Origin of the sequence: Microbacterium sp. Cr-K32 (assembly GCF_000708345.1) — a bacterium.
GTDB lineage: Bacteria > Actinomycetota > Actinomycetes > Actinomycetales > Microbacteriaceae > Microbacterium > Microbacterium maritypicum_A.
Map to the genome: position 1 here is coordinate 174,963 of NZ_JARD01000028.1, position 13,066 is coordinate 188,028.

Consider the following 13,066-nt stretch of genomic DNA (forward strand, 5'->3'; position numbering starts at 1 on the left):
CACCCGCGACGATCTACTGGTCGGGTACATCAAGTGTGATGACCATGTCGCTTCCGCGATCGGGGTGGTACGACCATGCAGCCGTGATGCCATCCCAGGATTCCGTCTGGCGTCCATCGATCGACGTTGTCTGCTCAAGATGAGAGATCAAGCTCGAGGGAGCGTCGAGGCCACGCAGGATGCATGCCTGATCTTCGTACGACGCGCCGTATGAGTCGTCCTTCCCCTTAACGTCAATAGTGAGGGTGCGGTTCTCGTCAGCGATCGTTGCGCCTGCCGGCGAACCACATGAAGAATAGGCCTCACTGAGCCGGAGATTTTGCTCCGGGGCGCCTGAGGCGCTGCCACTAAGAATCGCCTGAGCGACGAGCGTGCCTGCAACGCCGAGCACGATCCCAATCGTGCCCATCGCCACAGGGACCAGCCAGCGAGCTAGGTTCGGCCGCCCCACCAGCGGAACGGTCTCGGAAGCTGCATCGGGCGCGGCGACGGGCTGATCATCGTTCATGAGCAGAACGTAGCGCACCCACACCTTCAGTTTCCGATAGCTTTCATTGCTTCTAGTCCGCAAACAGTCCGCACAAGGTGCCGTCACGCCCAACTACCACCATCGTGCACAACGACCGGGATCCACGGTTTCCAGCGGATACCGCACTCGACATCGGCAACCAACCATTTCAGGGCTGTTCATCAACTACCGGTAAGCGCCGCGACACGTCGCGGGGAGGGGGTCGGGTGCAGCGCACTCGGCCCCCTCTCTCGTCATTGTTGGATTGCATACCGATATATGGGTTGCGGTGCCCAAGACTGGGAGTGGTCGACTCAATGCGACCGATGACGCGAACGCCGCATGACGCACTGCCGTCGTAGGGCTACGCGATCTCGGGATTGCGAGCTTGCCCTCGTGGGGACGAGGCCGCGGCAGTTCCATGCGCTCGCGTCTTCGGTGGCCGGCGGATGCCCTGCATCCGCCGGCCACGGAACCGCGAGCAAGGAGACCGCGAGTAAGAAGAGCCCACCTGAGTCACGCTGCGCGCCCCCACGCGGTTCGCGGACTCGGGTGGGGCTGTTGGCATCCGATGCGACTTCATGATGTAGTTGCCCTCCCGGGCGAATCATGGGGCGCTCGGGATCAGAAGGACAACTGGGGGCAGGTCCATGGCGAGTATCGGATCGACGAACATCGGAGAGAGCAAGCAGCTCTTGGCCGAGGAGGTCTTCCACCACATCGGAAGGCAGATCATCGACGGCACGTTGGCAGAGGGTGAGCGCATCCGCGATGTCGACGTCGCCGAAGAGCTGCATGTGTCGCGCACACCTGTTCGAGAGGCGCTCCAGCGCCTGGAGCGACTGGGAATGGTCACGATGTACCCGAGCCGGTACACCGAGGTCACGGCGGTGACGCCCGAGACGATGGCGCAGTCGCTCGAGTTCGCGGGGTATCAGGCCGGAATCGCGGCGCGACTGGCGGTGCCGAGGCTCACGGCGGCTCAACGCGAGCATGTCATCACGCTCGTCGCCGCGATGAATGCGTCGTTGGACGACCTGGCGACGACCTCCGGCGCCCGTTGGGCCGTGTTCTCGTACCTGGGCTCGCACAGCGGCAACGAGCAGCATCGCACACTGATCGACGATGCGAGCATGGTGCTGTTCCGCAACCTTCGCGACTGGGTGGTTCCCGCGTCCGATCGGGCGCGGATGGGGCAGGTCTACGACGATTTCCGCGACGCCGTGCGCGATGCCGACGGCGATGGTGCCGAACGCCTGGTCAGGGCGATGTACTACCTGTGAGCCCCGTCACAGCGCCGCGCGCCAACCCGTGACCCATCTGTCCAAGCGCCGGTAGGCGTCCTCCCGCGCGTCGTGTCGGGAGAGGAAGACGTCGTGGAGCGCTCCGTCGATGCGCTCCACGGTCACGCTGGGACCGAGGCGGAGTGCCGCACGCGCGATGTCGTCGACCACCAGCACCGAGTCGGCGGAGGTGAGATCGTTCGACCAGCGCGTCGGCGGCACGAATCGTGCCGAGAGCAATACACATACCGGTGCGGTGATCGACAGCCCCGCGGCCACCGTCTTGTGCCCGGAGAGCACGGCGTGCAGCCACCCCGCGTACACCGCCATGGTCTGCGCGGGACGCCACACCGGGTTGACCTCCATCGGGTCGTCCGGATCGGCGACCTCCTGCTGCGCGCGGGTGTAGAAGCCGAGGTCGATCTGCGGTGCGGCCTCCATCGGCCGGATACGCGCCTGCAGCTCGACCATCGGCGCGATCGCGGCCCTCGCCGGCGCGAACTGGAATTCCAGCCAGGGGCTGTTGAGGATCACCGCGTCGGCCGCGCCCGGATGCCGGGAAGCCCACAGGCTCAACGTCAGGCCGCCCGTGGAATGCCCGAGAAGAACGAGTCGTCGATCGGATTCGAGGCCGCCCTCACCTCGACCCATCGCATCCAGCGCCGCCCCGATGTCCTCGTCGTAGATGGCGAGGTCGGCGATGTAGCCCGGGGTCTGCCCGTCGCGGAGGCTGCGACCGTACTTGCGCAGGTCGAGGGCGAAGAAGCGGGCCCCCCGAGACGTCCAGAATCGAGCGAGCCGCTTCTGGAAGAAGTAGTCGGACCAGCCGTGCACGTACAGCACATCGACTCCGTCGAGAGGCGGACGATTGCCGCTCGCCCGCGCCCACAGACCGGGCCTCTTCGGCAGCGCACGCACCAGAGTCGCCACCACGGGGCCCTGATCGTCCGTGCCGAGATCGAGTGTCAGCTGCTCGAACTCGTCGCCCAGGACATCAGGGATCCACTCGGCCATGCGTTCCTCCCCCGTCGTCGCCAGGCTAGCCGAGAGCGCGACCGCTCGGGGGAAGGCCGACCGCGACCGCGCTATTCGCCGCGCGAGACGCGGACCATCTCGTCGCGCGGGACCACCTTCACGCGGGCGCGCTCCTCCGGGGCGCCGAGAGCGATCTCGTGCTCGTCGAGGCGGTGCCAGCCATCGAGGTCGGTCCAGCGCACACCGCGCTCCTGCAGGAGTTCGACGATCGCCTCCTCCGAGGGGTCCTCCGGGTGCCACCAGGAACCCTGATCGTTGATGATGTGGCGCACGGTCTCCATCGCATCGGACTTCGTGTGCCCGATCAGCCCGACCGGGCCGCGCTTGATCCATCCGGTCGCGTAGATGCCGGGCACGCGGTCGTTCGAGTCCTTCGCGAGGACCTGGCCCTCGCGGTTCGGGATCACCCCGTGCTTCTTGTCGAACGGAACGCCGGGAAGTGGGGATCCGAAGTAGCCGATGGCACGGTAGAGAGCCTGCAGGGGCACCTCGCGCAACTCGCCGGTGCCGACCGCGCCACCCTGGCCGTCGGGCCGGGTGCGCTCGTACACGAGAGCCGCGACGCGACCGTTCTCGTCCTTGCGGACCTCGACCGGCTTCGCCCAGAAGTGCAGATGCAGACGGCGCGATGCCGTGCCTCCGGCGTTGTTGACCGAATCCCGTTTGCGCCACGACTGCAGGATGCGATCGATGACCATGACCTGCTTGTTGCTGGCGACGGCGTCTTTGGCGGCATCGTCGTAGTCGAAGTCCTCGTCGTAGACGACCATGTCGACGTCGCGCAGCTCGCCGAGCTCGCGCAGTTCGAGCGGGGTGAACTTGACCTGCGCCGGCCCCCGCCGACCGAACACGTGCACATCCGTGATCTCGCTGGCCTTGAGGCCCTCGTAGACGTTGGCCGGCACCTCGGTGACGAGCAGGTCCTCCGCGTGCTTGGCCAGCATGCGGGCCACGTCGAGCGCGACGTTGCCGTTGCCGAGCACGCCGACGGAAGCGGCGTCGAGCGGCCATTCACGCGGCACGTCGGGGTGGCCGTCGAACCAGCTGACGTAGTCCGCCGCCCCGTACGAGGCGACAGCATCGATGCCGGGGATGTCGAGCGAGGTGTCACGGATCGCACCGGTCGCGAAGATCACCGCGTTGTAGTGCTTCTTGAGGTCTTCAAGGGTGATGTCCTCGCCGAAGCGGACGTTGCCGAACAGGCGGATGTCACCGCGGTCCAGCACGTCGCGAAGGGCGGTGATGATGCCCTTGATGCGGGGGTGGTCAGGGGCGACGCCGTAGCGCACCAGTCCGTACGGCGCGGGGAGTTGTTCGAAGAGGTCGATCGAGACGTCGAACTTGCGCTCCGCCTTCAGCAGGATGTCTGCCGCGTAGATGCCGGCGGGGCCCGCACCGACGATGGCCAGTCTGAGCTTGGTCATGGGAGGTCCTTTCGTATGCCGTCGCAGCCGGTGCCCGCGGCCCGAAGGGCCGCAGCGCGGAGTCAGCTGGAGCGTTCGGCGAGGGTCTCAGCGAATCGGGTCAGCGCCTCGCGCACGGTTCCGCGCGGGAGAGGCCGGAGAGCGTCGACGGCGTCGCGCGTCCACGCGTGGGCGAGCTCGAGGGTCTTCTGCGTCACGACGTGGTCGCGCAACTCGTCCAACGGGCCGTCGAGGATGGCCGGGTCCGCTCCGTCGGCGATGAGGGCGACGCCGTCATCGATGCGCGCCGCGAGGTCGATCGACGCCTCGTCCCCCTCCGCCTTGAGCAGCAGATACGGCATCGTCGGAACGCCGGCGCGCAGGTCGGTGCCCGGCACCTTGCCGGTCTCCTCGGGCTTCGCGGAGAGGTCGATCACGTCGTCGAGCAGCTGGAACGCGACTCCGATCTTCTCGCCGTACACGCGCAGCGGCTCCTCGTACTCCGAGGGAGCGTTGGAGAAGATCACCCCGCCCTGCGTCGCCGCGGCGATCAGGGAGCCCGTCTTGTCGGCGAGCACCTGGATGTAGAACTCGATCGGGTCGTCGCCGTCCTGCGGTCCCAGGGTCTCGTGCATCTGACCGAGCACCAGACGCTCGAACGTGTCGGCCTGGAGACGGATGGCACGCTCCCCCAGCCGCGACATCAGCTGGCTGGCGCGGGAGAACAGGATGTCGCCCGTGAGGATCGCGATGTTGTTGCCCCACACGGCATGAGCGGCGGGAACCCCTCGGCGGCGGTCGGCACCGTCCATCACGTCGTCGTGGTACAGCGAGCCGAGATGCGTGATCTCGAGGGCCTTCGCGACGTCGATGACCTCGGTGGTGTTGCCGTCGCCGAGCTGCGCGGCGAGGAGCGTGAGCACGGGACGGATGCGCTTCCCGCCCGCCTCGTACAGGTAACGGCTGGCGGCGTCGGCCAGCGGGTCGGCGACGCGGACGTCGTCGGCCAGGCCGGTCTCGACCAGCTCCAGCCCGTCTTCGATGGCGCGCGCGACACGTCGGGCGGCAGGGCCGATGAAGACGCGATCGCTGAAGCCGAGACGGCTCGCCAGTCGCGAACCCGGGGCGATGGGGCTCGAAGTCACGTTCTCAGCCTACCTTCGTCGGATGTCGAGGTTTCGCCCGAGAGACTCACTCCGGCTTGCGCGCTCTGTGCAGGGCCACGATGCCGAACGAGAGATTGCGGTAGGCGACGTCGCTCCAGCCCGCCTCGCGGATCCAGGCGGAGAGCCGCTTCTGGTCCGGCCACTCGCGGATCGACTCGTTCAGATAGTCGTAGGCGTCGCCGTTCGTACCGGCGACGCGGGCCACCCGCGGGAGCACCTGGGCGTTGTAGAAGCGGTAGGCGCTGCGGAAGAGCTTTCCCGGCGGGGTCGAGAACTCGTTGATCACGAGCCGTCCTCCGGGCTTGGTCACGCGGTAGAGCTCGCTCAGCGCCTTCTTCGGATCGTTCACGTTGCGCAGCGCGTACGACATCGTGACCGCGTCGAACGTCGCATCCGGGAACGGCAGATCCGTGGCATCGGCCTGCACGAACGACAGGTTGCGCATGGCGCCGTGCCGGCGCTCGCCCTCGGCGAGCATGCCGGGAGAGAAATCGGCCGCGACCACCTCGGCACCGCTCCGTGCAAGGGACGCCGACGACGAGGCCGTGCCCGCCCCCAGGTCGAGGATCCGCTCCCCCGGCTTCGGAGCGACCGCTCGGGTGGTCGCCGCACGCCACAGCACGTCGTTGCCGAAGGTCATCGCGGTGTTCGTCCGGTCGTACCCTGCGGCGACCTGGTCGAACATGCCGCTGACGCGGGCGGGGTCCTTGCCGAGATCGGCGCGGTTCTTCTCGTTCGAGGTCACGAGTTCAGTCTAGGCGCGAGGCCCAGCGCTTCGAGGCGGTCGAGCCAGGGATCGGCGGTCGCATCGTCGAACGGCGCGACCCGGGCCCGCACCCGCTCCTCGAGGTCGAGCGCGAGGGCTTCCAGATGCGCCATGACATCGGTCGGGTAGCCGTAACGGGCACTGTGGTCGGCCCATTCGTCGCGGTCGTCGACCCACGTTCCCCGTTCCCCTTCCACGCGCACCACGTCGAGGTCCATGTCGATCCCGGTCGCCAGCAGCGGATCATCGGACCAGCGGATGTCCCACCCCAGATCGATGTAGATGCGCATGCCCTTGCGGTGACGGCGATTGACGGTGAGCGCATGGTCACCGCTCGCCGGGACCAGCGTGACGTTCGGACCGCCCGCGTGGAACTCGGCGCCGGGGCGCACACTGTGCCATCCGACGGGCTGCCCGATCCAGTCGCCCCACTCGTCGGCGCCGAGATAGACGCACTCGTGCCGCCAGTGCGGCGAGCCATCCCATTTGCGCCATTGGAAGACCATCTCGGTGCCGGGTGCGGGACGTGCGTCGCTCATCCGCTCACCCTACGACCACGCGGATCCATGCGCCCTGAGCGGCATAGGCTGGAGACGTGCACACCACCCACCTGGTCGTGGAGACCCGCGAGATCGACCCGGTCGAAGACCTCCTGGCCTACGCGGACCCCGCCCGCCCTCTTGCCTGGCTGCGCCGCGGAGACGGGATCGTCGCCGTCGGCCGACCGCTCACGGAGATCCGTCCCGCGGTCGAAGCGGGAACGTCACGCGTCGAGACCCTCGCGGCTGCCTGGCGCACCATGGCGGCGCAGTCCGAGATCTCCGACCCGATGGGCCTCCCGGGCACGGGGCTCGTGGCCTTCGGGGCATTCGCGTTCGACGAGGACTCGGCCGCGGACAGCGTGCTCGTGGTGCCCACGCAGGTGGTGGGGCGACACGGCGACCGGTTCTGGCGCACCACGCTCCGCCTCGCCGGCGCTCCGGACGACCGTGACGAGCTCGTCACCCAGCCTTACGGCCCGCACTGGGCCGGCACCGTCGGCCCCGGAGCGCAGAGCCCGCAGGGATACCAGGATTCGGTGCGCCGCGCCCTCGCCCGCATCGCCGACGGAGACCTGAGCAAGGTCGTGCTGGCCCGCGACCTCACCGGGAGCATCCCGGCAGGCTCCGACCTGCGTCGGCTCGTGCGCGCCCTTTCGACCGGCTACCCCGACACGTGGGCGTTCGCCGTCGACGGGCTGATCGGTGCGAGCCCGGAGACGCTCGTCACCGTGCACGACGGAACCGTCACCGCACGGGTGCTGGCGGGAACGATCGGCCGTGGCGCGGACGCCGACGCCGACACCGCCGCATCCGCTCACCTCGCGTCGAGCGTCAAAGACCTCGACGAACACCAGTACGCCGTGCAGAGCGTGCTCGCCTCGCTCCGATCCCACACCCGGGCGCTGGCGGCGAGCGAACAGCCCTTCCTGTTGAAGCTGCCGAATCTGTTCCATCTGGCCACCGACGTCGAGGGCGAGCTGGCCGATGGGGAGAGCGCGCTCGACCTGGTGCGGGCACTGCATCCGACCGCCGCCGTCGCCGGCACGCCGACACCGGCGGCGATCGACGCGATCCGCGAGCTCGAACCCTTCGACCGCGGGCGCTATGCCGGCCCCGTGGGCTGGGTGGATGCCGCCGGCAACGGCGAATGGGCGATCGCGCTGCGCTGCGCGCAGTTCGCCGAGCGCCAGGGAGAGATCGGCGTCACGGCCTACGCGGGCGCCGGAATCGTCGCCGGCTCCGACCCGGAGAGCGAACTGCTCGAGACGCGCGTGAAGTTCCGCCCTCTGGTCGACGCGCTCGCCTGAGCACACCCCGGGAGCTCAGCTGGCGGCGAGACGCTTCTTCTCGGCCTCGACATCGAAGTCGGCACGTGGCCACTGCGGGTCGATGTCTTCCAGGGCCGCGAGCAGCAGTTCCTGCACGGCCAGCCGGGCGTACCACTTGGCGTTCGCGGGGATCACGTGCCACGGGGCCACCTCGGTCGAGGTGCGATCGAACACGGCCTGGTACGCCTCCATGTACTGCGGCCACAGCATCCGCTCGTCCACGTCGCCGGGGTTGTACTTCCAGTGCTTGTCCGGACGCTCGAGTCGCTCCATCAGCCGCGACTTCTGCTCTTCCGGTGAGATGTGCAGCATGACCTTGACGATGCGGGTGCCGGATGCCGCGACCCGGGACTCGAACTCGTTGATGGCGTCGTAGCGGCGCTCGATCTCGTCCGGCGGGGCGAGTTCGCGCACACGCCCGATCAGCACATCCTCGTAGTGGGAGCGGTCGAACACCCCGATGAACCCCGGTTCAGGCAGACGCTTCTCGATGCGCCAGAGGAAGTCGTGCGCGCGTTCCTCGGCCGTCGGCGCCTTGAACGCGGCGAGCGCGACGCCCTGCGGGTCGACGCCGCCGACGACGTGCCGCACGATGCCGCCCTTGCCGGCCGAGTCCATCGCCTGCAGCACCAGCAGCACCGCATCCTTCGCCACCCCTGCCCGGCTCTCGGCGAAGAGCCGTTCCTGCAGCACATTGAGGTCGGTGAGCCCGGCTGCGAGGTCGGAGACCCCGCGTGACTTGCCGTGGTCGTATCCGGGCTTGGCTTCGGGGTCGACGTCGGCGAGACGGAATCCCTCGTCGACTCGCAGCGTCTGCGTCCAGGTGTGCGCGTTCATACGCACATCCTGCCAGTCAACGCGCCAGTGGCACCTCGATGATCTGACGTCCACCACGAGGCGAGGTCAGGGCCTGATCCAGTGCCGTGCGGGTGGTGACCCGCTGGTACTCCCAGCCGTACGCGAGAGCGAGGTGCTCGAGGCGGACCGTGTGCGGCGTGTAGAAGGCGCGATCGAGGTCGCCGGGGCGTGCTGACGATGCGACCTCGAGAGAGTCGAAGATCGTGCCCCCGCCGTCGTTGCCGACGACGACCTGCAACCGGGGCTCGGTCTCGTCAGGCGGCAGCAGCAGGGCGCCGACGTCGTGCAGGAAGGCGAGGTCGCCCAGCAGCACCCGCGTCACGCCGGGGGCGCCGGCCGCCTGACTCGCGATCGCGACTCCGGTCGCGGTGGCGATCGTGCCGTCGATGCCGGCGAGACCGCGGTTGGCATGGACGGGGACCTTCTTGCCGCCGAGCACCTGATCGGCGACGCGGACGAGCCGGGAGGAGCCGAACACCAGGCGGTCGTGCGGCCAGGTGGCGCGCCACACGGCATCGACGAGCAGCTCGCGATCGAGCGGACGGCGGACGGCGTCGAGCTCGGCCCTCACGGCTTGCCTGCGCGCCGCGAAATCGGAGGACGCCAGCGCTTCCGGATCTGGGGCGCGCTCGCTCAGGTCGACGGTCTCGGCCGCGGATGCTCGCATCCACTCCCCGAGCCAGCTGCGATCCGCGACGCCCGGAGCGACGACGACGGCGTCGACCCCCCTCGTACGGTGATTGAGGTTCAGCTCCTCGCCGCCGCGGTGGACGGCCACGACCTCGACATCCTGACGCGAGAGGAGTGCGGCGACCTCACGACTGAGTGTCGGATGCCCGAGGACGACGACCCGCTCGACGCGTCCGCCGAGATCCTCACGCGCGAGCAGGCGACGGTAGCCGTGCACGATCTGGCGTCCGAATCGCGCGCCGCTCACGATCTCGGCGATCAGCGGCCAGCCGCCGGCGTGCGCGATCTCCTCGGCATCGGGGCCGGCGTCGGCCCCGGCGACCACGACGGTGCGCGGCCCGCGGTCGAGTTCGAACGGTGTGCTTCTCAGAGCCTCCGGCGCCTCGCCCGGGGTGATGGCGATCGAGGGCAGATCGCCCGAGAGCGGTTCCCGGGAGGGAAGGTTCAGATGCACGGGTCCGGAGATCCCGCGAAGGCCGCTCTCGACCTCGCGAGCACCCATCGCCGCGGCCACGGCCTGCGCAGCGAGTCCCGACCAGTCGCCATCCCCGGGCACCGGAGCGTCCAGCTGGTCACGCACCCACGGGTGGAAGAGCCCGTCCTGGAGCGTCGCCTGGTTGGCGCCGACCCCGCGCAGCTCGGGCGGCCGGTCGGCGGTGAGCAGCAGCAGCGGCACCCCGGAGTGGAAGGCCTCCATCACCGCGGGCAGCAGGTTCGCGACGGCCGTTCCCGAGGTGCACACCACAGCGGCGGGCACGCCCGTCTCACGGGCGATTCCGAGAGCCGTGAAGCCGGCGACCCGCTCGTCGATCCGGACGTGCACCCGGACGTGTCCGTCATCGGCGGCCCGTACCGCGGCGAGCGCGAGGGCCTGCGAGCGTGAGCCCGGAGACACCACGATGTGGCGCACGCCCTGGGCGACGAGGTCGGCGATCAGGGATGCCGCAGCATCCATGGCCGGCGACGGGGTCACGGGCGCTGGTCCGTGGCGGGAGGCTCGTCGGTCTCCTCGTCCAGACGGGCGAGCTCCTCTTCGAGGCGGCGGATGCGCGCATCCTGCTCGGTCTTGCTGATGCTGCGCAGGAAGGCCGGGTCGTCGTCGGGCGCGACGACCGGACGGACCCCGGGATCGTTCGCACGTCGACGGCCGATCACGAACCAGAGGATGCCTCCGATCACGGGAAGGAGCACCACGATCAGGATCCAGACGGGCTTGGACACACCGCGGTGCCGCGTCGCCGGCTGCACTGCGCAGTCGACGATGCTGAACACCCAGAACACGGCGGCGAGGAAGCCGCCGACGATCAGTAGTCTCGCCACCCCTCCAGTGTAGGCGCGCCACGGCTTCCCCGGCCCCGGGGAGGACAGAGGCGCCGTTGCTAGACTGCGCGGGAAATGCTGCCCTCATCGCCGGATCCGATGCCGCGAGCGCGGGCCGAGCGGATGCTGATCGCCCGGGTGATCACCGCCGTCGGCCTCGCGCTCCTACTCGTGGTCGGCGCCTGGTCGACCTCGCGGGGTTCGGCCGATGTGCATGCGACGCTGTGTCTCGCCTCCGGCGTCTCGGAGTCGACGGCTGCCGCCCCGACGGCAGGTGACCCGGCGGCAGCGCCCACGATCGACGTGCTCAGCTCCGGTGTCGGGATCTGCCTGCTCGCGGTGCTCGGCGGCGTCGCGCTGGTCCTGCTGTTCCGCCGGCTCGCCGGGGGCACCCGGCCGCTCGGCACCCGCGCCCCGCGCACGGTGTCGCCGAGTCGCGCGGGTCCGCGCGCTTTCGTCCCCGCCCTGACTCTCACGCAGCTCTCCATCTCCCGCACCTGACCCGCCGACGCGCGCATCGAGCCGCCCGAAAGCGGCACCCTTCCCTCGTCGTACCCGTGTGTCTGGAGACCCCATGAAGAACTCTGTCAAAGCGACCCTGATCGCCATTGCCGTCGCCATCGTCCTGCTGATCGCCGGAATCGTCTTCGCGATCAGCCAACAGCAACCCGCCGCGCCCGCGGAGGGCGGAGAGCCGCAGCAGACCGTCCGCACCGATTCCCATGTGCTCGACGACGGGGGCGAGGGCGCCGTGACCGTGGTCGAGTTCCTCGACTTCGAGTGCGAGGCGTGCGGGGCGTTCTACCCCGTCGTCGAAGACCTCAGGGAGAAGTACGACGGCGAGATCACGTATGTCGTCCGCTACTTCCCCCTGCCCGGGCACATCAACTCCACCCAGGCCGCGCTGGCCGCCGAGGCCGCCGGGCAGCAGGACCGCTTCGAGGACATGTACCGCCGTCTGTTCGAGACGCAGGCGCAGTGGGGCGAGCAGCCCGAGGAGACCCCCGAGGTGTTCCGCGGGTTCGCCCAGGATCTCGGGCTCGACATGGGCGCGTACGATGCCGCGATCGCCGACCCGGCCACCGCGGAGCGCGTGCAGTCCGACAAGGCCGACGGCGAGAAGCTCGGGGTGAACAGCACGCCGACGTTCTTCATCGACGGCGAGAAGATCGTGTTGCAGGAGTGGGATGACCTCGAACAGGCCATCGAGAAGGCCGTGAACGGCTGACATGGAAAGGCGGATCGCGCGGCTTCCGTGTCGAAGCCGCGCGGTCCCGCCGCACCGATATTCTGGCCGCATACCCAGGAGAGGGCCAGAATGACCATCGACATCACGACCGCCTTGCAGACGACCCACAACGCCCGCGAACTCGCCGGGATCCCGACCTCGGGCGGCGGCACGCTCGCCTCCGGTCTGCTCTTCCGATCGGACGCGCTCGCCGCGCTGACCGACGAGGGGATGCAGGCGCTGGCCGACCTCCGCATCGGCACCGTGATCGATCTGCGCACCGAGGGCGAACGCGCACGCGCCGCGGATCGCCTGCCCGACGACGGCAGCGTGACGCTCCTGACTCTGCCCATGCAGGGCGGCGCGATGGACGAGATGGTGAAGCAGCTGCTCCCTGCAGCCAACGGAGCGGGACTCTCGGTGACCCAGGTCGCCGAGGTGCTGAAGCAGGTGCCGACGTTGGAGGAGCTGTACGTCTCGATCCTGGCGGCCAGCGCCACCCCGTTCGCGACCATCGCGCGGACGGTGCTCGAAGCCTCGCGCACCGAACGACCCGGCGTGCTGTTCCACTGCACTGCGGGCAAGGACCGCACGGGGCTCGCCGCCGCGATCCTGCTGCTCGTCGCCGAAGCACCTCGCGAGGCGATCGTCGAGGACTACACGCAGACGGAGAAGAATCTGGCGCGGGGTTTCGCCGAAGCCCTCACCGCACTGATCACCTCGCTCGGCGTCCCCCTCACGCCGGCCCTGAAGACGCTCGCGACCGAGGCTCCGGCATCCGCCATCGAGGCTGCGATGGACTGGATCGACGACAACCACGGCGACGTCGCGGGCTATCTGCGAAGCGGCGGTCTGACCGACGACGAGATCGCCGACCTTCGTCGAGTGCTTCGCGGGGAGTAGGAGTGCCCGCGCCCGTGCGGACGCAGCCCTCGCTAC

At 69.1% G+C, this 13,066-nt stretch carries 14 protein-coding genes; 5 read left to right on the forward strand and 9 right to left on the reverse strand.

Annotation, left to right across the window (positions count from 1 at the left end; all coding sequences use genetic code 11):
* Window positions 1–13: 13 nt before the first annotated feature.
* Window positions 14–508: a hypothetical protein gene (locus GZ64_RS0115295; RefSeq protein ID WP_136025441.1), complete on the reverse strand. Its 495-nt coding sequence runs from the start codon at window positions 506–508 to the stop codon at window positions 14–16.
* Window positions 509–1,158: 650 nt separating this feature from the next.
* Between GZ64_RS0115295 and GZ64_RS0115300 the strand changes: the two genes are divergently transcribed.
* Window positions 1,159–1,791, forward strand: a complete 633-nt coding sequence (locus tag GZ64_RS0115300) for a GntR family transcriptional regulator (RefSeq protein WP_021201136.1) — start codon at window positions 1,159–1,161, stop codon at window positions 1,789–1,791.
* A 6-nt stretch (window positions 1,792–1,797) separates the two neighbouring features.
* On the opposite strand, the gene GZ64_RS0115305 is transcribed toward GZ64_RS0115300, so the two are convergent.
* From GZ64_RS0115305 to GZ64_RS0115325, 5 genes are all read right to left on the reverse strand, one after another.
* Entirely contained in the window at window positions 1,798–2,805 is a 1,008-nt protein-coding gene (locus GZ64_RS0115305; protein WP_029258218.1) for an alpha/beta hydrolase, read from the reverse strand.
* 71 nt (window positions 2,806–2,876) lie between these two features.
* Window positions 2,877–4,250 carry an FAD-dependent oxidoreductase gene (locus GZ64_RS0115310; RefSeq protein WP_029258219.1) on the reverse strand — a complete coding sequence of 458 codons (1,374 nt, stop codon included), beginning with the start codon at window positions 4,248–4,250 and terminating at the stop codon, window positions 2,877–2,879.
* Window positions 4,251–4,312: 62 nt separating this feature from the next.
* Entirely contained in the window at window positions 4,313–5,374 is a 1,062-nt protein-coding gene (locus tag GZ64_RS0115315) for a polyprenyl synthetase family protein (protein ID WP_021201139.1), read from the reverse strand.
* A 46-nt stretch (window positions 5,375–5,420) separates the two neighbouring features.
* A complete protein-coding gene (locus GZ64_RS0115320) occupies window positions 5,421–6,140 on the reverse strand; it encodes a class I SAM-dependent methyltransferase (protein WP_029258220.1) in 720 nt (239 codons plus the stop codon).
* Entirely contained in the window at window positions 6,137–6,700 is a 564-nt protein-coding gene (locus GZ64_RS0115325; protein WP_021201141.1) for a hypothetical protein, read from the reverse strand. The genes GZ64_RS0115320 and GZ64_RS0115325 overlap by 4 nt, the downstream gene beginning before the upstream one ends.
* Window positions 6,701–6,756: 56 nt before the next feature.
* Here GZ64_RS0115325 and GZ64_RS0115330 point away from each other — a divergent pair, with 56 nt between their 5' ends.
* Window positions 6,757–8,010, forward strand: coding sequence for an isochorismate synthase (locus GZ64_RS0115330; RefSeq protein ID WP_029267411.1), 1,254 nt, complete (start codon window positions 6,757–6,759; stop codon window positions 8,008–8,010).
* Between the two features lie 15 nt (window positions 8,011–8,025).
* Here the strand turns inward: GZ64_RS0115330 and GZ64_RS0115335 are convergent, their stop codons facing one another.
* The 3 genes from GZ64_RS0115335 to GZ64_RS0115345 are packed head-to-tail and all read right to left on the reverse strand — an operon-like array spanning window position 8,026 to window position 10,899.
* Complete coding sequence (locus GZ64_RS0115335; protein WP_029267413.1) at window positions 8,026–8,868, reverse strand: polyphosphate kinase 2 family protein; 843 nt, start codon at window positions 8,866–8,868, stop codon at window positions 8,026–8,028.
* 16 nt (window positions 8,869–8,884) lie between these two features.
* On the reverse strand, window positions 8,885–10,534 hold the full coding sequence (gene menD / locus GZ64_RS0115340; protein WP_051668168.1) for a 2-succinyl-5-enolpyruvyl-6-hydroxy-3-cyclohexene-1-carboxylic-acid synthase: 1,650 nt from the start codon (window positions 10,532–10,534) through the stop codon (window positions 8,885–8,887).
* A 14-nt stretch (window positions 10,535–10,548) separates the two neighbouring features.
* Window positions 10,549–10,899, reverse strand: a complete 351-nt coding sequence (locus GZ64_RS0115345) for a PLD nuclease N-terminal domain-containing protein (protein WP_021201145.1) — start codon at window positions 10,897–10,899, stop codon at window positions 10,549–10,551.
* A 75-nt stretch (window positions 10,900–10,974) separates the two neighbouring features.
* Between GZ64_RS0115345 and GZ64_RS0115350 the strand changes: the two genes are divergently transcribed.
* From GZ64_RS0115350 to GZ64_RS0115360, 3 genes are all read left to right on the forward strand, one after another.
* Complete coding sequence (locus GZ64_RS0115350) at window positions 10,975–11,400, forward strand: hypothetical protein (protein ID WP_021201146.1); 426 nt, start codon at window positions 10,975–10,977, stop codon at window positions 11,398–11,400.
* A gap of 73 nt (window positions 11,401–11,473) precedes the next feature.
* On the forward strand, window positions 11,474–12,127 hold the full coding sequence (locus GZ64_RS0115355) for a DsbA family protein (RefSeq protein ID WP_029260036.1): 654 nt from the start codon (window positions 11,474–11,476) through the stop codon (window positions 12,125–12,127).
* A gap of 90 nt (window positions 12,128–12,217) precedes the next feature.
* The gene (locus GZ64_RS0115360; RefSeq protein WP_029260035.1) at window positions 12,218–13,030 is read left to right on the forward strand and encodes a tyrosine-protein phosphatase; all 813 of its coding nucleotides are present in this window, start codon (window positions 12,218–12,220) and stop codon (window positions 13,028–13,030) included.
* Window positions 13,031–13,066: the final 36 nt, after the last annotated feature.